The 23,790-nt window shown below is 43.9% G+C and carries 19 protein-coding genes; 6 read left to right on the plus strand and 13 right to left on the minus strand.

Annotated features, from left to right (window positions below; genetic code table 11):
• Positions 1–199: 199 nt before the first annotated feature.
• Complete coding sequence (locus HQR03_RS04590) at positions 200–1,474, minus strand: saccharopine dehydrogenase family protein (RefSeq protein ID WP_173239310.1); 1,275 nt, start codon at positions 1,472–1,474, stop codon at positions 200–202.
• Between the two features lie 271 nt (positions 1,475–1,745).
• Positions 1,746–2,960 carry a carboxynorspermidine decarboxylase gene (locus HQR03_RS04595; RefSeq protein WP_173239311.1) on the minus strand — a complete coding sequence of 405 codons (1,215 nt, stop codon included), beginning with the start codon at positions 2,958–2,960 and terminating at the stop codon, positions 1,746–1,748.
• A gap of 90 nt (positions 2,961–3,050) precedes the next feature.
• Here HQR03_RS04595 and HQR03_RS04600 point away from each other — a divergent pair, with 90 nt between their 5' ends.
• The gene (locus tag HQR03_RS04600; RefSeq protein WP_025650627.1) at positions 3,051–3,716 is read left to right on the plus strand and encodes a DUF924 family protein; all 666 of its coding nucleotides are present in this window, start codon (positions 3,051–3,053) and stop codon (positions 3,714–3,716) included.
• A gap of 99 nt (positions 3,717–3,815) precedes the next feature.
• On the opposite strand, the gene HQR03_RS04605 is transcribed toward HQR03_RS04600, so the two are convergent.
• The 3 genes from HQR03_RS04605 to lpxB all read right to left on the minus strand — a co-directional run bounded on the left by HQR03_RS04605 (position 3,816) and on the right by lpxB (position 7,393).
• Positions 3,816–4,994: a CAP domain-containing protein gene (locus HQR03_RS04605; RefSeq protein ID WP_173239312.1), complete on the minus strand. Its 1,179-nt coding sequence runs from the start codon at positions 4,992–4,994 to the stop codon at positions 3,816–3,818.
• Between the two features lie 218 nt (positions 4,995–5,212).
• Positions 5,213–6,094 (minus strand): ribonuclease HII, encoded by an 882-nt coding sequence (locus HQR03_RS04610; protein ID WP_173239313.1) that lies wholly within the window; start codon positions 6,092–6,094, stop codon positions 5,213–5,215.
• A gap of 57 nt (positions 6,095–6,151) precedes the next feature.
• On the minus strand, positions 6,152–7,393 hold the full coding sequence (gene lpxB / locus HQR03_RS04615; RefSeq protein WP_173239371.1) for a lipid-A-disaccharide synthase: 1,242 nt from the start codon (positions 7,391–7,393) through the stop codon (positions 6,152–6,154).
• A gap of 495 nt (positions 7,394–7,888) precedes the next feature.
• On the opposite strand from lpxB, the gene HQR03_RS04620 reads away from it, so the two are divergent.
• Positions 7,889–8,971, plus strand: coding sequence for a 3-deoxy-7-phosphoheptulonate synthase (locus HQR03_RS04620; RefSeq protein WP_173239314.1), 1,083 nt, complete (start codon positions 7,889–7,891; stop codon positions 8,969–8,971).
• 128 nt (positions 8,972–9,099) lie between these two features.
• Here HQR03_RS04620 and pepN read toward each other — a convergent pair whose 3' ends face one another.
• Positions 9,100–11,709, minus strand: coding sequence for an aminopeptidase N (pepN, locus tag HQR03_RS04625; RefSeq protein ID WP_173239372.1), 2,610 nt, complete (start codon positions 11,707–11,709; stop codon positions 9,100–9,102).
• A gap of 304 nt (positions 11,710–12,013) precedes the next feature.
• Between pepN and HQR03_RS04630 the strand changes: the two genes are divergently transcribed.
• The 3 genes from HQR03_RS04630 (at position 12,014) to HQR03_RS04640 (ending at position 14,276) form a co-directional block, all read left to right on the plus strand.
• A complete protein-coding gene (locus tag HQR03_RS04630; protein WP_173239315.1) occupies positions 12,014–12,646 on the plus strand; it encodes a DUF6231 family protein in 633 nt (210 codons plus the stop codon).
• A 170-nt stretch (positions 12,647–12,816) separates the two neighbouring features.
• A complete protein-coding gene (gene pal, locus HQR03_RS04635; RefSeq protein ID WP_025650635.1) occupies positions 12,817–13,335 on the plus strand; it encodes a peptidoglycan-associated lipoprotein Pal in 519 nt (172 codons plus the stop codon).
• Positions 13,336–13,466: 131 nt separating this feature from the next.
• A complete protein-coding gene (locus tag HQR03_RS04640) occupies positions 13,467–14,276 on the plus strand; it encodes a 4'-phosphopantetheinyl transferase family protein (protein WP_173239316.1) in 810 nt (269 codons plus the stop codon).
• A 141-nt stretch (positions 14,277–14,417) separates the two neighbouring features.
• Here HQR03_RS04640 and HQR03_RS04645 read toward each other — a convergent pair whose 3' ends face one another.
• Together HQR03_RS04645 and HQR03_RS04650 are read right to left on the minus strand one after the other, a co-directional pair.
• On the minus strand, positions 14,418–14,792 hold the full coding sequence (locus tag HQR03_RS04645) for a hypothetical protein (protein ID WP_173239317.1): 375 nt from the start codon (positions 14,790–14,792) through the stop codon (positions 14,418–14,420).
• 221 nt (positions 14,793–15,013) lie between these two features.
• Positions 15,014–15,907: a hypothetical protein gene (locus tag HQR03_RS04650; protein ID WP_173239318.1), complete on the minus strand. Its 894-nt coding sequence runs from the start codon at positions 15,905–15,907 to the stop codon at positions 15,014–15,016.
• Positions 15,908–16,627: 720 nt separating this feature from the next.
• Between HQR03_RS04650 and HQR03_RS04655 the strand changes: the two genes are divergently transcribed.
• Positions 16,628–17,386 carry an IclR family transcriptional regulator gene (locus HQR03_RS04655; protein ID WP_173239319.1) on the plus strand — a complete coding sequence of 253 codons (759 nt, stop codon included), beginning with the start codon at positions 16,628–16,630 and terminating at the stop codon, positions 17,384–17,386.
• Between the two features lie 268 nt (positions 17,387–17,654).
• Here HQR03_RS04655 and mmsB read toward each other — a convergent pair whose 3' ends face one another.
• The 5 genes from mmsB to HQR03_RS04680 form a co-directional block, all read right to left on the minus strand.
• Positions 17,655–18,608 (minus strand): 3-hydroxyisobutyrate dehydrogenase, encoded by a 954-nt coding sequence (mmsB, locus tag HQR03_RS04660; RefSeq protein ID WP_173239320.1) that lies wholly within the window; start codon positions 18,606–18,608, stop codon positions 17,655–17,657.
• A 96-nt stretch (positions 18,609–18,704) separates the two neighbouring features.
• Positions 18,705–19,973: an enoyl-CoA hydratase/isomerase family protein gene (locus HQR03_RS04665; protein ID WP_244951979.1), complete on the minus strand. Its 1,269-nt coding sequence runs from the start codon at positions 19,971–19,973 to the stop codon at positions 18,705–18,707.
• 58 nt (positions 19,974–20,031) lie between these two features.
• Positions 20,032–20,814, minus strand: coding sequence for an enoyl-CoA hydratase (locus HQR03_RS04670; protein WP_173239321.1), 783 nt, complete (start codon positions 20,812–20,814; stop codon positions 20,032–20,034).
• Positions 20,815–20,946: 132 nt separating this feature from the next.
• A complete protein-coding gene (locus tag HQR03_RS04675; protein WP_173239322.1) occupies positions 20,947–22,107 on the minus strand; it encodes an acyl-CoA dehydrogenase family protein in 1,161 nt (386 codons plus the stop codon).
• 181 nt (positions 22,108–22,288) lie between these two features.
• A complete protein-coding gene (locus tag HQR03_RS04680; protein ID WP_173239323.1) occupies positions 22,289–23,773 on the minus strand; it encodes a CoA-acylating methylmalonate-semialdehyde dehydrogenase in 1,485 nt (494 codons plus the stop codon).
• Positions 23,774–23,790: the final 17 nt, after the last annotated feature.

The raw sequence follows: 23,790 nt of genomic DNA on the forward strand, positions 1-23,790 counted from the left end.
ATTGAACTATTGAAGCAGGCAGTTCAGTGACTTATATTTATAATATGACTGACATTTCTAGGTGAGTCATACTCTTTAATGGCAGATAATAGCGGATGACACAATGAGCTCTCCCCCTTTCTCATAAAATTAATGAAAAAATCCCGACATAAAAAAGCCTATCTATAAAAGATAGGCTTTTCTAAATCAAACTCGTTATTTAAACATCAAACTCTAATGCTCTGTCACCTTCGCTATCTTTGATACGCGTTGGCAAGCCAATTTTATTGAGCAGATTGATAAATGGCTTGGCATCTAGCTCTTCAACGTTGACCATCTTGCCAGCATCCCACTCGCCAGTCGCGACTAACATCGCAGCCGCGACAGGTGGTACGCCTGCGGTATAAGAGATACCTTGGCTGCCGACTTCATTATAAGCGTCTTTATGATCGGAGACGTTATAGATAAAGATTTCGCTATCAACGCCATTAATCTTACCTTTAACTTTGTCACCGATGCAAGTCTTGCCCGTATAGTTTGGTGCAAGCGAGCTTGGATCTGGTAGCACGGCTTTGACCACTTTTAGCGGAATAACCTCTTGCCCTTCCGCAGTCATCACTGGCTGCTCAGACAATAGACCTAAGTTCTGTAGCACGGTAAAAACATTAATATAATGCTCACCAAAGCCCATCCAAAAGCGAATGTTGGGCACATCTAAGTTAGCAGACAATGAATGAACTTCATCGTGACCGCTTAAGTAGCTGTTTTGCACGCCAACTACTGGTAAATCGTCAGTACGCTTTACTTCAAACATTTTATTAGATTGCCACTTGCTGTTCTGCCAAGAGTAGACCGTTCCGGTGAATTCGCGGAAATTAATCTCAGGGTCGAAGTTGGTGGCGAAGTATTTACCGTGGCTACCCGCATTGATATCAATAATATCAATATCAGTGACCGAGCCTGTATCCATCATGTCGTAGCCAAGGCGCGCATAGGCATTGACCATACCGGGATCAAAGCCTGCACCCAAAATCGCCGTGACATTGTTGTCCGCACAGCGCTGTTTACGCTGCCATTCATAGTTGTTATACCATGGCGGCGTCTCGCAAATCTTACGCGGATCTTCGTGGATAGCGGTATCAATATAAGCAACACCTGTCTCAATACAAGCTTCTAATACAGTCATATTGACAAATGCCGAACCGACATTGATAACAATTTGTATACCAGTATCTTGGATAAGCTGTGCCAATGCTTGGCTATCAATGGCATCAACTTGGTGCGTGTGCAAGATAGCAGCTTGTTTAAAGCTCTCTTTGTCTTTGACACTTTGCGCGATGGCATCACATTTAGTCTTGGTACGTGAGGCAATATGAATCTCGCCGAGCACATCATTATGCATCGCACATTTATGCGCGACCACTTGAGCGACACCGCCGGCGCCGATGATGAGTACGTCTTTTTTATTGGGCTTAGCTTGTTGGTTGGTATTCAATGCAACAATCCTCCTTTGTGTCCCTGTCATCGCCTAAGAGGTGGCTAGTCAAAACAGAAACGAGTGAATGATATGCGTGAATTAAAAAGGAAGACCGAGGAAAACCCACGCACCCGTCGGGCAAAATCAGCTGTTTTTGCCCGTGGCGATTATAACAATTTTTACTTACTTTTCGGCAAAAATTACAACATAACTTAGAAAATCTGAGAGCAATACTCATTTCTAGATAGTTGTTTGGCAGTGTTATTGAATAATGCCAAGCATAATAGTGTTATGACAAACTCGCCTTATAATCTTGGTAATCAAACTCGCGCTGCACATCAATGCTGCCATCCAGACGACGAATTACAATCGCTGGCATGTTGATGCCATTGAACCAGTTTTTCTTTACCATGGTATAGCCTGCCGCATTACCAAACGCAATCTTATCGCCTACCTGTAATTGGTTAGGCAAGGCATACTCACCAAAAATATCGCCTGCCAAACAAGAACGACCATAAATAATAGTGTTGTCCACCACGTCAGCTGTTTTGGCCATATCGACAGGTAAGATATTAATCGACTCTTTATTAATCGCTGCAATGGGTGCTGACTCGCGGTAAATGAGTAAGTCCAGCATATGCGCCTCTATTGAGGCATCGACGACTGCTAGGTTTTTTTCATTATGCATAGTATCTAAAACGCTTGTAACTAGTGATCCAGCGCCATGAATGCTCGCTTCACCCGGCTCAAGGTAAACTTGTACGCCGTATTTTTCACTAAAGCCTTTCAACCGCTCAGCAAGTTTTTCTAGTGGATAATCAGGGGCGATAAAGTGAATACCACCGCCCAAACTGACCCACTCAAGCTGCGCTAAAACGTCACCAAATCTAGCTTCGATATCAGCCAAGCTGTCGCTAAAAGCCTCAAAACTGTCATTTTCGCAATTGTTATGAATCATGACGCCAGTGATATCACTCAATACCGCCGCAATCTTATCTTTATCATGCTCACCTAAGCGGCTAAATGGACGCGCAGGATCAGCGATGATAAACGATGAATTGCTAGTCTTTGGATTTAAGCGTAGCCCAACTGGAATACCCTTTGCCGCCGCTTGCTCTTTAAAGGCGTTAAGTTGCGAGATTGAATTAAAGATAATCTTATCGGCATAGCTTAATACTTCATCGATTTCATCTGCGCTGTAAGCAACGCTATAAGCATGGGTTTCTTTTTCATTATCACTGTCTTTACCTTTACCAAAAGTCTCGTAGCCAAGTCTGACTTCATTGAGTGACGACGAAGTGGTGCCATGCAGATAAGGCTGCATCACATCAAACACGCCCCACGTTGCAAAGCATTTGAGCGCCAATAAGGCTTTAGCGCCTGACAGCTCACACAGTCGCGCGATAATCTGCATATTGGCAACGATTGCCGCTTCGTCGAGTAGATAATAAGGCGTTGGTGGCAAGGATGATTTTGTGGTTTTCAGCGAAGTTTTTGCATTCATAAGAGGTTACCTAATAGCTGCTGTTGGTATCATGACAGATATAAATATTTGCGCTATAGTAGACTAAATCCACCGTAATTAGAATATCTTATGTCATTATCAACCGATTATTCCAGCTCTGCTAGCCAAGCCAATTTATCGCAACTCGATTCAAAGAATATTAATGTAGAGTATCTAGATGCTGAGGCGCGCGCAGTGTTGGATTTTTGGTTCGACCAAGATAATGAGCCATATTGGTTTGCCCAAAATGACAACTTTGATAAGCAAATAAAGGCTAAGTTTGGCAAAATCTGGCAAGCAGCAAAACACGGTGAATGTGCGCCGTGGCGATGGTCTGACAATCACAACGATGTGAATAGCTCAATCACTAATTTGGCAGGACGATTGGCAGAGATTATTGTCTTAGATCAGTTTTCTCGCAATCTATGTCGCGAGCAAGCATGCGCCTTTGCTCAAGACGGTATGGCCGTGGCATTAGCGCAAGAAGCCATTGCCCAGCCACATTTTGAGACCCTACCGATGGAGTGGCGCAAGTTTACTATTATGCCGTTTATGCATTCTGAATCAGCTGTTATCCATAAACGCTATCTGCCGCTGTTTGAGCAACTAAATGACCCAACCACTTTAGACTTTGAACGCCGTCATAAAGACATTATTGATGAATTTGGACGCTATCCACACCGTAATGAAGCCTTGGGTCGTGAGTCGACTGCAGAAGAAGACGCATTTTTACAGCAGCCGAATTCTTCATTCTAAGCGTTATTACTTATAATAACAAAAACAAGGGCTGAATCAGATAACTGGTTCAGCCCTTGTTTTGTTTTATCCTATTTATTCTAGGGTATACCCTATAGATTAGTAGTTCACTTTACCGGTGCTAAAGCTAAACGACTGCTGCTTTAGCGTTCGATTGTCCACTAACACATCAAAGCTTACACGATATTCATTCTCGCCATGCAAACCACAGTTTTGATCTTTTTTAGTGGTGATTTTGCAGCTTTTTAGATTATCCGTAATGGGTAAAATAAAAGCTTCGTTCGCTGGTAGCTCATAAACGGTATTCTTATAGGGATCTTGCCCATAATCAAGCAGTTCAGTGGGCACATCGATGTTACGCTGAACATCATGGAACTTGATATTACTGAGCTTAATGGTCTGGGCAGCTGGCATACTGACATAGATGGGCTGCCCGATAGGATCAGCTCGTAGGTCACGACCCGTTCCTTTGACAGGATTTGGCGTTTCGTTATACAGCGCAGTCACCGTACCACTGACCCCTTGGCAAGGATAAGTGAATATGCCTGCCACCGTATTGTCTTTGCTTGCCTTCGTCGCTGAGGCATGGTTGACTAAGATATAACCCTGATTGTTGGTCGTGTCTTTGCCATAAGGCTTATAAGTGACCATACCCGTACCCGTCAAACTCGAGCCTGGTAGCATCAAAGAACGCAGATGATAAGGCGCTGCCAATAATGACTTCGCCATTGCACCTGCCACTATATCAGAGCCTATAATATTGCCTGCCGAGCTATAATAGACCGACTGAGCAATATTCTCAGTCACACCATATTGGGCGTTGCCGTAGTTTGCCTGTAACAACCGATCTGTGAAGCTGACTCCGCTAAAGAATGGGTTATTATCACCCGTGACGTTGGCGATATCTGCAATCTTATTTTCATAGTGCGGACTAAAAGCAGTCGGCGTGCTATTAGCAAATACATGCTTGATGTATTTTGCATGTTGAATCGCAACATTATCCAGTGCAGTATCGGCAGACAAACCACTTAGACCACAGCTGGTGCGCGCTAGACTAAAGGTATTATTGGCAATTAATGCAGCTTTTGCCTCATTATCAGTCTGGTCATTAGGCTTATCAGTCGAGGTATCATCAGGACTAGCAACAGGCGGTGTTGGCTTGGGCGTAGTATTGTTAGTGCTGCCATCTGAGTCTCCGCCACTGCCGCCACAAGCCGTCAAAAACGCTGTTAAAAATATTACTGCCGCGAGGTTTTTTTCTCGTAATTTGAGAGTCATCTTTTATCCTGTAAGATAGTGGTGTGCCTATAATCAGCAATAAATTAGCTATGACGGATATTATCGAATAACGATTCAAATGTCATTTAATAAAACATGAAAACTTAATACACATAATCTCAAAAAACCATTCATTTTTGACTAAGGGATGTTTTTTTAAATTGATAAATAATTTCTGCTTAGGCTATTTATATAAATAAGCAATTCTCCATTTGTCTTTAACTCTCCAACGCCTTTCGCACTGGTGCAAAGCTACGTCTATGCTCGGGCAGCACCCCATACTGTTGAATCGCTTCCATATGCGCTTTGGTTGGATAGCCTTTATGTTTGGCAATCCCATATTCAGGATGCTGAGCATCGAGTGTATACATACCAGTATCACGGCTGACTTTTGCCAATATACTGGCTGCGGCGATACTGGTATGACGCGCATCCCCTTTTACCCATGCTTGGCAATCAATCGCAGAGTGATCTATGCCTAATTCAGCGAGCTTGGTATTGTTTACTTGAGGACAGCGATTTCCGTCGAACAAAACCTCAAATGTCAGCATAGATGTGGCAAGATGCTCAGCGATAGCCTCTAACAATCCTTCAGTGCATAAGCGCATACCGAGCATCGTTGCTTGCAAAATATTCACCTGATCGATGACCGCTGCTGGTATTTCAGCGATGATAAAACCCACAGCATTTTGCTGCACCAATGGATAAAGAATATCGCGTTTTTTCTCACTCAACTGCTTAGAATCCGTCAGTATGGATAAAGGTGTGTCTTTTAAGGGTTGTTCTTCAATCAATCCTGACCACGTGGCAGGCAGTATCGCTGCGGCCACATTAACGCTACCTAAAAGTGGTCCGCGCCCTGCTTCATCAACACCTATTTGCAGCGTTGAGCTGTGCAGCGTTGAGCGTTCTACATGCTGTTGTGTATTTAAGTGTGGCTCTTCATTTATCCCATATTCAGCGAGCAGCTTAGTCACATTCACTTGCCCATATAAATGGATAGGTTCGGCTAAATCAATGCACTGGGATTTTATATCAATCTGTTGGATTTTTTTGTCAATCGGAATAATACTATCTGTAGGGTTGTTCTGAATGCTCATGATTTTTTGTGGTCTTATTGATTTAGGTGTTAAAGATAAATAATGCGCAATTATCCCTTAGGATTTATGCTGGTTTTGCATAAACCATTGATCAATCACGCTATTAGCAGGCTCATGATTGCTTTGCTGCTGCAATAGCTGCTTGGTAGCGACAAGCGCTTTTAATTGTTCTGCATAAGCACGCGGTTGCAACAGACGCATGACGGTGCGGCAAATATTATCACCACTCGCCTGCTCCTGTATCAGCTCAGGGACGATGGCGGTGTCGGCTAAAATATTGGGCAGTGCCACATAAGGGACTTTGACCAGACGCTTGGCAATCTGATAGGTCAGCTGATTTAATTGATACACCACCACCATTGGGCGCTCAAGCAGCATCGCCTCAAGGGTTGCCGTGCCAGATGCTAGCATCACCAGATCCGAGGCAGCCATAGCCTGCTGACTAAACGCTGGCTGGCTGTCGTCATAGACCACCACGATAGCGGCACGCAATTGCTCTGATCGTCGATCAATGACGTCTTGGACGATATACTGATGGTTTTGATCGACCGTTGGAATGATAAAACACAGCTTCGGATCTAGTAATATTAACTTTTGAATACCATCCAGCATAAGAGGTAAAATAGCCGTTATCTCCCCGCGCCGAGAGCCTGGCATCACACAAATAAGCTGGCTGACATCATCGAACCGCTCGATAAAAAACTGCTGCAAACCATCGTTGTGCCAGACCAACTCACTGCGCCTCTGATTGATAGGCGTCTCTATCAAGGTCTGATCAATAGTACGTAACAAAGGATGACCCACACATATCGCTGGATGATTGTGGCGCTCATATACTGGCAGCTCAAACGGAAATAGACAGAGTACAAGGTCGGTCGCCGCTTTAATATTATGAATACGCGACTCGCGCCATGCCCAAATAGAGGGGCTAACGTACTGTACACAAAACACGCCTTTTGGCTTTAACTTTTTGGCGACTCGTAGATTAAAATCAGGCGCATCAATGCCGATAAACCAATTGATATCAGCGATTTTGAAGGCGCTCAATAACTCGCGGCGCGCTTTAAGTAAGTCAGGCAATTGCGCCATGACTTCCACCAAGCCCATCACTGCCAGACGTTCTAGTGGAAAAATACTTTGCAATCCTTGCGCTTGCATCTTAGTACCACCAACGCCTACCCAAACGATATCATCACGCAGGTTATTCATCTGCTGCATAAAATCTGCCCCCAAACTGTCACCTGACACCTCACCTGCGACAATACCAATAACCAGTGGTGCCGTCTTAAATTCAGGCATCTGCTGATTGGTATCTGTCTGATCAATAAAGTCAGTATGTTTATGGGAAGTAGCAGAATCGGTCATAACAAGCTCTCAATATGAAGAATGACAATGGGTACAATTATTATGAACAAAAATAGCATTATTATAAAATATAGCACACCGAGTGAGTAACACCGCGCTAATGGCTGCAAGCGCTTGCCTCACTACTATTGTAGCGTTATATCATTTATGTTGTCATCATACGTCACCATGGTACAAATAGCGAAATTAGCTTATAAAAGTCCAGCATAGTTGGCTGATAAACACCAAAAGAAGCTTTTATACGCAAAAAAATGCGCAGTAAGCTGATGTTTAAAAATCCCAGTTTAGGGCTGAGTGTTGTTAAGTATAACGAAGTTTTGGTTTGCACATTCCAGTTATCAGTCAATTAACTGCGCGACTGCCCTTGTCAACCAGCACTTTTGTCCTCATAATGATTATTCCTATAAATCAGCTAGACGATATATAATCATGACAACACCAGCTACCAATAATGCAGATATTGATGACGTGAATATTGAAAAATTCATTCCCTTGATCACCCCCGCTGAGCTAAAAACTGAGCTACCTTTATCAGACGAAGCCTATAAAACCGTCCTAAAAGGGCGTAATACGATCCAAGATATTTTGGATGGTAAAGATAAGCGTCTGTTTGTGGTCATCGGCCCTTGCTCTATCCACGATATCAAAGCCGCTCACGAATATGCCGATCGCTTAGCTGCATTGGCAAAAGAGATCGAAGACAGCATATTCGTTGTGATGCGCGTTTATTTTGAAAAACCGCGTACCACGGTCGGCTGGAAGGGTATGATCAACGACCCTGACATGAATGACAGCTTCGATATTGAAAAAGGTCTGCGTACCGCTCGTAAGCTATTGCTTGATTTGAATGAGAAAGGCTTACCTTGCGCGACTGAAGCGTTGGATCCAAATACCCCGCAGTACATGCAGGATTTAATCAGCTGGTCAGCAATCGGCGCACGTACCACTGAGAGCCAAACGCATCGCGAAATGAGCTCTGGATTATCATGCCCAGTTGGTTTCAAAAACGGTACGGACGGCGGTATGACAGTTGCGGTTAACGCCATGCAAGCGGTTAAAGAAGGTCATAGCTTCTTAGGGTTATCCTCAGATGGCAAAGTCTCTATCATCAAATCTAAAGGCAACCCTTACGCACACGTGGTACTACGCGGTGGTAATGGCAAGCCTAACTATGATGAAACTGCTGTTGCGCAAGTGGAAAATGAGCTAGCAAAAGGTAAAACCAACAGCAAGATTATGATTGACTCAAGTCACGCCAACTCAGGTAAAGACCCGTATTTGCAGCCGATGGTTATTAATAACGTCGCCGAGCAAATCCAAAATGGTAACAAATCCATCATCGGCATGATGGTTGAGAGTCATCTTAAAGGCGGCAGTCAAAAGCTAACTGCTGACTTGAGCCAGCTTGAGTATGGCAAGTCTATCACCGATGGTTGCTTAGATTGGGATAGCACAGTCACTGCGCTATACAATCTACGTGACATGGTAAAAGATGTATTGCCTAACCGTTAATAGCGATTGGTCATAATGAATCGTTATTAGGCCACTCAGCAAAAAGCCCGTTTGACATAATTAATGTCAAACGGGCTTTTTTTATACTTCAGCTTATAAATTTGAGGACAGGCCTTAAGCTAACCGTCCTACTCACTTGCTGCGCCTAGTACGCTCGTTAAGCTTTCGAGCACGTGTTTAGAAGACACGGCTTGCTGCAAATCTAACAGCTTATCATGCGCCATCTGACGACGTGGCTCAGCCAAGGTATTCCAGCGCGCCAGCACCTGCAACAAGCGCGATGCTAAGACAGGATTAGCATCATCCAACTTTTTAATCACAGCAATATAGATATCTAAACCCTCTGCCGTCCATAAGACGGTCGGCTGCGAGGTAAAAGCGCTAATCACTGAGCGCACACGATTGGGCGTATTCCAATCAAAATCAGTATGAGTGAGCAACGATTGGATAGCCTCAGTAGTGACCGTATCAGCTGATGCTTGCACACTAAACCATAAATCGATAACCAAGTCATTTGCTTGGAAACGTTGATAAAAGTCCGCCAAATAGGCATCCGCATCTGCCAATTGATGATTAACCATCACTTTTAATGCACCAAAACGTTCCGTCATACAGCTGGCATTGTCATACTGCTGCTGTGCCCATTCATTGGCAGCATCAACGTTAGCCGTCAATGCCATGTCTAATATCACATTGCGCAAGGCACGAGTACCACGAGCGGCGGCGCTATCTTCATAAGACTGCATGGGCAGCTGCTTATAAAGTACTGCCCATTGGTCTTTTAGCATCTCTGCCACTTGCTGATATAAGCCTTCACGCTGCGCTTTGACCAACTCTGGATCATAATCTTCAGCAATAGCAGAAGCCAACTCTTGCGCTGATGGAATATCAAGCAAACGCGCCGCCAACATCGCATCGTCAGCTGCGAGCACGGGCAAGGTCTGCGCTAATGCTTGTAGGTACACTTCAGGGTTGCTCTTCTCGCCTTGGCCTTGCAGCAAGATGCGATTGACCAGCATTTGCGTCACTTGCCAGCGGTTAAAGCCGTTGGTTTCATGCTTGAGTAAGAATGCCAAATCTTCATCTTGATAGTCATAATTAAGCTGTACTGGCGCACTAAAGTCACGCAGCAATGATACTACTGGTTCGCTAGTCACATTTTCAAAGGTAAAGGTTTGCGCGGCTTGATCGAGTAGCAGCATACGCTCGGCGACGATAGCACCAGAATCTTGGTCAAATAGCGCGGTCGCTACGGGAATAGGTAAAGGTTTAGGCGCATCAAAACCACTAACATGACGGGTTTGCTGACTTAAAGTAATGGTTAACGTTTGCGTGGTGCTGTCATAATCTTGGTGACCAGACACCACTGGCGTACCAGGTTGACGATACCAATCAATAAAATCTTCAATTTTATCATCAGTAATACTAAGCGCAGACAAGAAGTCCTCAACGGTAACTGCTTGCCCATCGTAACGACGGAAATACTCATCCGTACCTTTACGGAAGTTATCTGCCCCCAAGGTATTCGCAATCATACGGACGATTTCAGCGCCTTTTTCATAGACGGTCGTCGTGTAAAAGTTATTAATCTCGACGAAACTTTCAGGGCGTACAGGATGTGCAAGCGGCCCTGCGTCCTCAGCAAACTGATGGGCACGCAAAGTCGCGACATCATCAATACGCTGTACGGCACTTGACTGTTGATCGGCTGAAAAAGATTGATCGCGGTAAACAGTAAAGCCTTCCTTCAAGCACAGCTGGAACCAATCGCGGCATGTGATGCGATTGCCTGTCCAGTTATGGAAGTACTCGTGCGCGATGATGGCTTTCACACTAAAGCTACGCGAGTCCGTTGTGGTCTCAGGGCTAGACAACACACAAGCGGTATTAAAGATATTCAGACCCTTGTTTTCCATTGCGCCCATATTAAACTGACTAACGGCGACAATCATATAGCGGTCTAAATCATAAGCGCGGCCATAATTAACCTCATCCCATTTCATCGAATCTTTTAGGGCTTGCATACCGACATCACACTTATCGATATCGGCAGACTTGGCGTATATTTCTAGTAAAACGCCTCGACCTTCGCTAGTGGTATAAGAATCCGTCAATACATCTAAGTCAGCGACGACACAGGCAAACAGATAGCTTGGCTTATTGGTCGGATCATGCCAAATCGCATAATGACGGTCTGACGCACCAGTAACCTCACCTGCCTCTACCAAATTACCATTGGCTAGTAACGTCGGATAGCGCTTATCGGCCTCAAGACGGGTGGTGAATATCGCGAGTACATCGGGGCGATCTGGATAAAAAGTAATCTTGCGAAAGCCTTCTGGCTCGCATTGAGTCACAAACATGGTATCGTCACCGCTACCTGCCATGTAAAGCCCTTCAAGGGCGGTATTGGTCTGCGGACAAATACGTACTTGAATCTCTAAAGTGATTTCCTCAAGTTCATCAGGTATATCAGTGATGGTAAGTTTACCGGCTTGTTGCTGATAATCTGCATCTGATAACTTACGACCATTCATGGTAATAGCCAGCAGTTCCAACTCTTCACCAAATAGTACAATGTTCCCAGCGGTTTGGCGCACCATCTTCAGGGTACTGTCTACCTGAGCATATTCTTCAAATAGCTTAATATCTAAATCAACCGTTTCTACATCAAAGCTTGGTTTTTTATAATCTTTTAAGTTGATCTTACTCGGTGCATGCGGCGGCACATCTGGCATTTCAGGGTTGATAATTTGAGCATCAGTTTCAGCAGTAGACATAGGGATTCCTATTATTATTTATAGTAAAAATTTGGGTAAATCACATTAGGGCGGGACGTCAATTATGCACAATTTTTATGATCATTAGAATGATAGCGACATTTAGCTACATTGACCTAAACCAGCAGATTTCAAGAGCAACCCTCAAGATTATTACGCCTATCATCCGAGGCAAAGATCAAAAGCGTCAATCATCCATTGGATAGTCGCCATGAAAATGATTTAATAGAGACACAGCTCACCAACAATCAATGGTTTATTAATGACAACACAATCTGCTAATCGCGCAACTATTACCCTACCACTCTTAATAGATTATATTGATGTACTATTACCATCATTAGCAACACAAGTGAAGTCACCAGACACGAATGAACAAACCACTGCTGATCAAATCACTTTTGATCAAATCAATGATAGCTCTGATTTGCTGTGGGTAGTGCAAGATAAAACTGAGCGTTTAGCCCTACAGCCAACACTGAAAAAATACGCTGATGAAAATGGAAAAATGCATTTATCAACGTTATCAGAACTTACGCAACAGCAATTATCAGAACGTTATGAGCTCGCCTGCTTTTGGCTACCCACTTTATCAGCAGAGCTATTACCACAATATATTCCATTGCTCATGCGCTATCGCGATCTTTATGCCGCGCATCTACTGATTGCACTTGATAGCTCCATAGACCTAAAAGCTTATGGCTTTACGCCATTTGATATTTTAGACGAACCGTCTGTGAAAGTAACTGGCAGCAGTGCTATAGATGACTCCCTACCAGACGCCTCATTACCAACATTATGGCAATTTAATTTGTACGATTATAAGCAATTACCAAACTGGCTCAATGCAGATTATTGGGCCAATCCTGAAAACTGGGGCAAACATCGTTGGTAAAAATTCGCGTGTTGTTTGAATAGTATGAAAGACCTTATGTAATTTGCAGATTATTTACAGTAATACTACTTACATAAAGTAACATTTAGTATATGATAGATAGTAATTGCCTAAGTTTTATCGTAAGCAGTTTAAAACAACAAATCTAATTAAAATTTTAGGAGCTCGTCATGTCAATCAGTTTCTCTAAGATCGCTGTCCTCGCTGTGTTATCAAGCGCCGTTGCCATTACCACAGGTTGTGCAACCAAGCGTGCTACCTCTGAAGTCGTGGTTGCACCACTAGGTATCCCAGGTGGTCAAGCTGGCTACAATGGTGCTGTTATTGTAGACAATTCAAACGCCGTTATTACTGGTGCTGAAAACCTACAAGCGGTTGTTTACTTTGGCTTTGATAGCAGTGAAATCACCTCACAAGCAGCCAGTGTGTTGAACCAACACGCAGGCTTGTTAAGCTCAAACCCAGCCGCTGGTGTCGTGATCGCTGGTCATACCGATGAACGCGGTAGCCGTGAATACAATATCGCCCTTGGTGAGCGCCGTGCCCAAGCAGCACGTGACTATCTTGCTGCTCAAGGTGTTGCTGTAAATAACATTCGTGTCATCAGCTATGGCGAAGAGCGTCCTGCGGCGGCTGGCAATACTGAAGACGCCTATGCACAAAACCGCCGTGCTGAGTTGTCTTACTAAAATCAAGTAAACTGCCAATAATCCATAAAGCTTTATACGCTTTATCAAAGCCCAGTAATATCATATTACTGGGCTTTTTGCATTTCAGTCAGTTAAGATAGTGGATATCAAAAAGCAAAAAATGAATAATAATGATGCAAAAATTGCAGTTAATAGACGTTAAATATACTCAGCTTGCTCCGATGACATGGTGCGCTACCGCAGAGGTGAGCGAATCTCTCTCTTTACACCTTAGAGAAACAAAGCGTAAATCGGCATGTTTATCCGTTTTTAATATACCGGATATGAATTTTCATCAGCTACATGATGCTAACGGGCAGCATCATACCTCGCCAAGTCATTTGTCTGTGCGGGACATCGCTTACAACCAACGTCAGCAACAACGCAAAGGCGTTCGGCTGCTATTAAAAGCACTGCTTAATAAGTTGGAAATCACTGACACCTTAGATGAATCTGACTTCCCGTATCGACTGATGAACAGTAAATATTACGTATGTTTTAGCCATACGGGTGCGGGTTATAAAAACGATAGGCATACAGATAGTGATACAGACTTTCGGCATGCTAACCATAAATCTTCTAATAATAAAATTGCAGTGGCCATCAGTCGATGTCACGCTGTAGGTATCGATATAGAAACCAATGAGGTGGCACAGAACGTGGCACAGCGTTTTTATCATATTAATGAGATCGCTGCCTTACAGACCTTATCAGCAAGCGATAACCGCACCATGACTAAGCTTTTTTGGCAAATAAAAGAAAGCTTTATCAAAATTCGTCAGTATAAATTGGCGCAAGGACTGGGAATGGATTACTCTTATTTACTACCCAGCTTGGTTGACAAAATGAGTGAAAAATCACCTGTCATTATCATTAATGATGATAAGATTGACTATCACATTGCGGTTTTATTGTCGCAGCAAACTGTCGTTGTTTTTTGAGATTATAAATTTAAAATTTTATATTTAAGATCATCACTTATCTCATACCCATAAGAACAGCTGTCTTAAAATCAGACAGAAGCTATAGACCTCTAAAATTTGAGCAGCAACCAATGGATTGATGCCTATAAAGTAGGTAAGTTAATTTTTTAAACGGTATTTTATTTGCTTAAGCGTGGGTCGCTTTCTTTTATCATTTTTCAATAACATAACAGCAGCAGCATAAAAATCCATATTAACAAATGGCTTGCATAAATTGGATGATGGCGTCACAAGGCTACTACGTTGTAAATTATAACCGCTATTAATAGTTTCCTTATTGCATTGGATACATCTATACATTTTTCCTACCCTTTCCGCAGGAATACTAATTCCGCCACAGCGGCAGCTACTGGAGAATCGTGTCAATAAATTGGCAGTGACACGAGCTGATGCATTAGGCTCACTCTCAGCATCATTCTTTTTAAATTTAATTTTTTTGCTAAATTGAGCTTTAATTACGCTTAGAACACCCATTATCTCTCAGATTTAAGAATCCATTTCAGCTCGCTATACTATACACAAAAATCAATAAATGCTTTTTTCCTAAGAATTTAGAGCGTTACATTGTAACTGCAACCTACAACTCGTTCTAGAGTCCTGTTGAAAAATAAATAATGAACCAAACAATAAAAAAACGACCCGAAGGCCGCCTTTTTTTTGCTTACTCTAAATACAGTGCTTAGACTGTGATTAGATTAGAAACGGTAAGTTGCACCAAGTTTAACAATTGGGAACCATTCTAACCAATCTTTACTTTCTAGCTCTTTCTGTGCTGCAGCGGCAACATCACCACGTGTAATATCACTATCTGCCTTTTTAACAGTTTCTGACCCACTTATATATCCAACAGACTCATCAGCATCACCAATTGCACGAACTGTCGCGTCTGTTTTACCCATATAGGCCGCACCGATCTCACCGAACACACCCCAGTTATTACCGATATTTGGACGGAAACCAATAGTACCATAAGGCGCTAGCTTGTTACGATGCTCTACCGTACCTGATAGCTTACCAGTATCTGTAGCATTATAGCTAACATTACCAATTTTGAAGATATCATTTCTACCTTCAGCACTTACGTCGATGTCGTTATCAGGTACGATGATACCAGCACCAACCGTGAACCAGTTACCAGCTGGACGTAGCTGTACGCCTAGGTATGGGTTGCTAAAGTCTGCGTCATCAATTTTATATTTGACATCTTTTACAGTAACGCTGCTACTGAAATCAGATACGTCACCACCTGCCCAACCAGCTTGTAGTTCAACCTTATCATTCAATGCCCAAGCAACGTTGGCACCATAACCTAGTGTACCGATCTCAGCACTAACAGCAGCTGGATTTACAGCCGTGTTAAAGAGAGTCTTAGTACCACCGACGACAGCGCCAGTCGTGTTACGGACAGCACCCGCAGTTTTGCCCATCATGCCAGCATTAGCAGGCTCAGCTTCATAGGCAACTGCAACAGGCTCAGCTTCGTATACAACAGCATCAGCTTCGTCAACAACGATAACAGGTTCAGCAGCTAAAGCCGCAGTTGACGCTAGAATAGCGGCAGAGATTGCAGATAGTTTAATAAATTTCATAATTACTCTCCTAAAGTGTGAAATAACTCGCCCATAAAAAATGATAATTCAGCTTTTTTTAAACCATCATTTTGTTGAGCAGATTAAAACAATTTTGGCTCAAAAAGTCACCCCTATAAACGCGCTTTTTATTTGCCATTATGTAAAGATTGCATAGAAATTGTAATAATTACTACACTAACCAGCAAAACTTCGGCTTCCAGTTACACAACGCTCTCAAAGTAACTTAAGAGCACAGACACGAATACTAAATGGCTTAATGTTCATGTAATGGTATTACAAAATATGTCATTATGATGGACGAGCCATGAAACTAATTCAATAGTAGTTATATGGCTTATTACTACAGTTTGTTGTGATTTGTGAGTTGACGTATCTTTTATTGCTTATCCTGCAGCTTTTGGCCTAAGACCATTTTGAGCAGGAATCATACGACAAGCCTATGTTTAAATAATAATTCAACTAATTATTGTTGATTCCATTTAAAAGAGAGTAAAGGCAACCGAGTGCAGAATTAGCAATCATACTTCAAGTGGGGTAAACGCTGTCACTCTTTTATAGCGGATTGACTACATAGTGCGACTATTGCTTGTCTGAGACTGATATTATGCTAAATTAGAAAGTTATTCAGTCGTGTCTTAGCTTTACCAGTATTTGACTCATCGATTAAAACGTTTTGACGTTCTCTGCCTTATTATTTTTTATTATTGAGCCATTTTTATGCCTAAAGTATCGTCGATTACCCGTGTGTTAGAGATTATCGAAGCGGTGTCCTATGCCTCCAAACCTCTTTCTCCACTTGAACTGTCGCAAGAGCTAGATATCCCAAAACCCACCATCCATCGACTAATTCAGAACTTGGTTGATGAAGGGTTTGTGACCGTTGATATCGGTGGCGGTATTATACCCGGTAAGCGGGTCCGCAACCTAAGTGTCGAGCTCTGGCAACAGCGCCAGTTTTTTAATGAACGACAGCTGATCTTGCACAAGTTAGTTGATGAGATCAAAGAAACTTGTGGTATTGCTATTCCCTATCACATGGATATGCTCTATACCAACCGCGCTCAAACGTCGCTGCCATTACAGATTTATCTACCAGTGGGCGCAAAATCACCGATGTGGTGTACCGCTACAGGTAAGCTGTACCTGAGTCAATTGTCCACCACCAGTCGCAACAAAATCCTCCAAGGACTGCCGCTAGACAAATTCACCAAAAATACGATCACTGACGTTGATACTCTAAATGCCGAGCTTGATCGTATAGCTGAGACGGGTATCGGTATCGATAATGAAGAGTTTATCTCAGAGATGGTAGCGGTTTCGGTGCCTGTCTTGGATAAAAAATCACGCTATTTGGCTTCCTTATATATTCACGCCCCAACCATCCGCGTGTCATTAGATGAGCTAATGACACACGTGCCGCGTTTGCAGGCAGCGGCGAAGGATATTCAGACGCTGGTATACGAGCTACAAAATTGAAGGTAATAGATAGATGAACTTAGGGTCTGTTGAACATTCAAATATTAGGACTGCTGATTGCTAAAATCGTCCCAAACTAGGCGTAAACCGACGATAATGTCGAGACCTTAGCTAGGTTTACAACAACGTTTGGGGTGATTTTAGCATCAGCCTTTCAGGGCAGGGCTATTTTTATACTTTTCTTAGTCGCACTATCAAGAACAGTCTTTTAATACTTCATTAAACCACAGTATTCAAAACTGCTTAAGAGACTTAATCATTTAGAGCATTAAGATAGTACTGAGCTATCATGACGCGCCATAATACTAGAAAAGTCCTTATCGCCGTTGTCTACCGTATGTGCTTCATAAAGTTCTGTCGCTTTGGCTCCCATTGGGGTTTCAACATCGGTATCTTTAGCCGTTTGCATCGCAAGGTTAAGATCTTTTTGCATGAGCTTACTCATAAAGCCGCCTTTATAACCATTGCTAGATGGCACGTTCTCCATTACTTGCGGATAAGGGTTATAGACCTCTAATGTCCAATTGCGACCTGAGCTTTGTAGCATAATATCTGATAGCACTTTAGGGTCAAGGCCGTTCTTAACCCCTAAGTTAATTGCTTCTGCCGTTCCCGCCATTAGAATGCCTAACAGCATGTTGTTACAGATTTTCGCGACTTGTCCAGCACCGTGCTCGCCTGCATGAAAGATGTTTTTACCCATAACGGCTAGTATGGGCTCAGCTTTGGCGAACGCATCGTCGCTACCACCGACGATAAAGGTTAAACTACCAGCGATGGCGCCGCCTGTACCGCCGGAGACTGGCGCATCTAAGAAGTCGATACCAAGCTTACTTGCAGCTTCTGCTACCAATCTTGCATCAGCTGCCGCGATGGTACTGCTATCAATGACCAATGTACCTTTGGGCAATTCTGCTAGTAAGCCATCAGCCCCATTCTCACCTAGATAGACAGAATGGACGTGCTTGCCAGCAGGCAACATGCTAATGACAACCTGTGCATTGCTCGCAGCATTTTTAGGGCTAGCAGCCACACTGGCACCTGCTTGTTGCAAGCGCTGGGTCGCCTCCTCAGACAAATCATAGACAGAGAGCATATAACCTGCCTTTAATAAATTCTCTGCCATCGGTGCGCCCATATTGCCAAGCCCAATAAAGGCTATATTTGGCTTGCCAGTATTATTTGAGTCTTTATTGCTTAAACCTGAATCCTTTGTTTCCATCTCATCGCTCCTTGATGATTGCTTATGCAGACAGTGCTACACATAGTTTTACGTTTTTTAATTTATACCTGATTCTTATAATGAGCTTACAAGCTCTTAGCGCACAAGCTGGCTGCCTAAAGCTTCATTACCCAACCAATCGCCCAAAGGATGCTCGCCTTTAGCATAAGGGTTCACAAAGTGCTGATGTATATATTCCTGCCCTTCGATACTGAGACAGTCTGCTAATGAACGCGACCATTGTGGATTGCGATCTTTATCAATTAGTAGCGCACGTACGCCTTCTTTAAAGTCAGGATTGGCCGCACAATGTACGGCTACGTTGGCCTCTAAATACAGAACTTGTTCTAGCGATAAGTCCGTGACTTTATGATAAAGCGCGTAGGTCAAAGCGACAGTAACTGGGCAACCTTGACGGTACGTATCTACTGCCCGCTGCGTCCAGCTGTCTGCTGCAAAGTCTGTATCTAGCTTTGCCAGCGCTTCGTCACTTTGTAAAAGTGCATCGATATCGCCCAGTCCGCCGCTGTTCATCAACTGCTGGATAGGATGCCAATATGTCGCTAATTTGCTAGCAGGCAATTCGGCTACTGGCTGTGCTGCCAGCGCACGGCTAACGATACTATGAGCGCTATTGTTGTGACATTTATCGGTGCTACCTGCTGCCACTTGCCAATCGCTCTGTTTTAAGCTTTGTATGATGGCATCATAATCACTACTGGCAACGGCATACTCTGCAAGATTAGATAATAAAGCGTCATTGCCGTTACACATCGCACCTGTTAGCCCTAAAAATAAACCTGTTTTAGCTGGCATGCGCTGTAAAAACCAACTGCCAGAAGCATCAGGAAACAGTCCAATAGTTACTTCTGGCATAGCAAAGCGGGTGCGCTCAGTGACCAAACGATGACTACAGCCAGCCATCAAACCCATGCCGCCACCCATAATAATGCCGTCACCCCAGAGTATTAATGGCTTTGGATAAAAATGCATCTGCCGATAAAGACGATACTCATGACCAAAAAACTCTGTCGCATATGGGTTCGGTAGCGGCGCACTGGTAGACATACTGTCATACAGCTTACGGATATCGCCGCCAGCACAAAACGCCTTGTCGCCTGCTCCTTTTAATACCAATGCCACTATCTGATCGTCATTTTGCCACTGCTCTAGCTGCTGGGCTAATAACTGACACATCTCAACACTGAGTGCATTGAGAGATTTGGGCGTGTTTAAGGTCATTATTCCAATAAGATGACCACACTCTGTCGGCTCAGTATCGAACAATACTGGCGCTTCTTGTGTGATGTTTTCTACGGAATTTTGATTATTAGTATCGTCCGTCGCTGTCGTCGCTGCTGTCATAAAAGTAACCTAAAAATTAAAAGGAAGAATATTAACGCTAAGTCTGATTCAATTTGGCTTATTTATTTTGCCAAGTGGGTTTACGCTTTTCTAAGAACGCTTGCACGCCTTCGCGCTGATCTTTGGTATCAAACAACTTAACAAAAGCTTCGCGCTCATGGATAAGGTTTTGTGCGGGCGGAGTATTTCTTGCGGCTTGGATAAGCTGTTTAGAATAACTAACAGCAACGGGTGATTGCTTAGCGACTTTTTGCGCTAATGCTTGTGCCGCTAATAAACCTCCACCTTTTGCCGTGACTTCTTCGACTAAGCCAATGCGTAATGCAGTATCGGCATCGACGCGCTCACCGCACAATATCATACGCTTCGCCCAGCCTTCACCAACCAGTAAAGGCAGATTCTGCGTACCGCCCGCGCATGGCAATAATCCCACGCCGGTCTCTGGTAAGGCCATCTGTGCATGCGCTTCTGCGATACGGATATCACAGGCCAGCGCACACTCAAGTCCACCGCCCATCGCATAGCCGTTGATGACTGCGATACTGACACCGCGATACGCTGATAGCGCTTCAAACGCTTCACCAAAAGCAATGGCCATGCTGATTGCTTGGCCTTTATCACCGTCTGAGAAATTATTTAAGTCCGCACCTGCTGAAAAGAATTTCTCGCCATCGCCATGAATAATTAAGGCATAAGCATCATCATTGGCATTGAGGTCAGTGACCAGCTGTTTGAGCGCTGGCAGACTGTCCATCGTCCACGTATGGGCTGGTGGGTTATTCAGTGTTACGGTAGCAATGTGACCGTCAATTGATAACTTGAGATTGGTATAATCCGTCATAAATAATCCTTTATTTTATCTGAATTTGGTACAATTTATTGGTGAGACGCTAGGTAAAAGAGCCATAGAAAACCATAGCGAACTTAAAATACCATGATAAAAATATTGCCATAAAATAGTTGCGTACTTCGATTAACGCAATTGACTCAATGCATCATCCTGCATAAGCTGACGCGAGACAATCACTCGCATAATCTCATTGGTGCCTTCCAAAATCTGATGGACACGCAAGTCTCGTACATGGCGCTCAAGCGGATACTCATTCAGATAACCATAGCCACCATGTAGCTGTAAGGCCTCATTGGCAACATCGAAACAAAGATCAGTGGAGAGACGCTTTGCCATCGCACAGTAGGTAGAAGCTTGCCCATCATTGTTATCGACTTTATTAGCCGCTAAATAAAGCATTTGACGCGCGGTAATCGTTTGGGTAAGCATATCAGCAAGCTTAAACTGTACTGATTGTAAGCTGGCAATCGGGCTACCAAACTGGCTACGCTCTTGGACGTAATTTGTCGCTGTCTCTAGCGCTGACTGCGCCGTACCTACCGCACAGATACCAATATTGATACGACCACCATCTAAGCCTTTCATCGCAATGCGAAAACCTTGGCCTTCCTCGCCGATTAAATTCTCTGCTGGCACCTTGACATCTTTAAAGCTGATGGTACGCGTCGGCTGCGCTTTCCAACCCATTTTATGCTCGTTTTTACCATACTCAATACCATCGCTGTCAGCGTCTACCACAAATGCTGAAACCCCTTTTGGGCCTGCACCGCCTGTACGTGCCATGACCACTAAGACGTCAGTCGAGCCTGCGCCCGAGATAAAGGTTTTTTCGCCATTGAGTACATAATGGTCGCCTTGCTTATCAGCTTTGGTGCGTAATGAGGCAGCATCAGAACCGGCGTTTGGCTCAGTTAAGCAATAGCTGCCAAGCCATTCACCGCTGACCATGTTGGGTAAATACTTTTTACACAAAGCATCGCTACCGTACTCACCGATCATCCAGCCCGCCATGTTATGGATACTCATATAAGCGGCGACAGCGGTATCGCCCCAAGCCAGCTCTTCAAACACCATGGCAGAATCTAAGCGTGGTAGCCCTAAACCATCATATTCTGGGTTGGTATACAGCCCCAAAAAGCCAAGCTCGCCTGATTTCTTAATCACATCGACTGGGAAGTGTGAGGTACGATCCCATTCAGCCGCATTGGGCTTTAGCTCTTTTTGCGCAAATTGCCGAGCGGTTTGGCGAAAGGCAATTTGGTCTTCGGTCAATGAGAAATCCATAGGGTCATCCTTGTGCTTGCATAGCAAATATGGTGAAGAAAGTTTAATAAGTCATCAGTTCAATATCGTTATACAGTATAGCAGCGACAAAACGACAATCATAAATCATGCTTTGTTAAAAACATACTGAGTAAGATTGTCGCTATGTTGTTGAGATGCTGCCAATATAGTGGATTAACGATTACATTGAAATAGTGGTATTCACGCCGCGGCTTGCCTCATCATCAAACCAACGTGCAGTAACCGTCTTGGTCTGGGTGTAGAATTGTACCGCCTGCTTACCATAAGGACCGAGATCACCAAGTTTACTAGCACGCGAGCCTGAGAATGAGAACATCGGTAGTGGCACAGGAATTGGTAAGTTAATACCGATTTGACCGACTTGCACATCTTGTTGGAATTTATGTGCCGCAGCGCCTGACTGAGTAAAGATCGCCGTACCATTACCATGTGGGTTGGCATTCAATAGCTCAATCGCTTCATCAAGGTCAGCTGCACGCATGATACACAGAACAGGCCCAAAGATTTCTTGCTGATAAATTTGCATATCACTTGTGACATTATCAAAGATAGTCGGTCCTACAAAGTTGCCTTTCTCATAGCCTTCGACAGTAATGCCACGACCATCAAGAATCAAGCTCGCCCCTTCTTCTACCCCTGTATCAATCAAATGCTCAACACGGGCTTTTGCGGCAGGAGAAATTAGTGGACCTAAGTCTTTATCATGCTTACCTGCGGATACGACTAAGCCTGTTGCTTTGGCTTTGATATCATCAATCCACTCACCTGCTGCACCGACTAGCACTACAACTGACAGCGCCATACAGCGTTGACCAGCAGCACCAAATGCGGCACCCGCTAACTGGTTGAGTGTTTGTTCTTTATTGGCATCAGGTAAGATAACGCCATGGTTTTTTGCGCCCATCATGCACTGGGCACGCTTGCCAGATTGACTAGCACGCTCATAGACATGCTTGCCAACGTTGGTTGAGCCGACAAATGAAACCGCTTTGATATCTGGGTGATCACATATAGCATCAACGGTGGCCTTACCACCATGAACCACGTTTAGTACCCCTTCAGGGACGCCCGCTTCTACTGCCAACTCAACCAAACGCATGGTGACCATCGGATCTTGTTCAGAAGGCTTTAGAATGAATGTATTACCTGTAGCAATCGCCATTGGGAACATCCATAGTGGAATCATCGCTGGGAAGTTAAACGGCGTGATACCAGCACAGACGCCAAGTGGCTGCCAAATGCTATAAGTGTCTACGCCTGAGGCGACGTTTTCAACGAAGTCGCCGATTTGCAGATTGGCAATACCTGCGGCATGTTCGACGACTTCTAGACCACGGAATACATCACCGCGAGCGTCAGCGATAGTCTTGCCCTGCTCTGCTGTCAGGATTTCTGCCAGCTCATCCATATGATCGCGTATGAGTGCTTGATACTTTAAAAAGATACGCGCACGCGTGGTGATTGGCGTTTTGCGCCACGTCTGAAAGGCTTTCTGAGCGGCAGCGACGGCTTGATTGATTTCATCGTCAGTGGTTTGCGGTACTTTAGCAATGACTTCTTGAGTGGCGGGATCGGTGATATCAATCCATTCACTGGTATTAGAATCAACAAATTGACCATTGATGAGCTGCTGAACGTGGTGCATAAGATATCCTTATCTTT

Origin of the sequence: Psychrobacter okhotskensis (assembly GCF_013248965.1) — a bacterium.
Lineage (GTDB): Bacteria > Pseudomonadota > Gammaproteobacteria > Pseudomonadales > Moraxellaceae > Psychrobacter > Psychrobacter okhotskensis.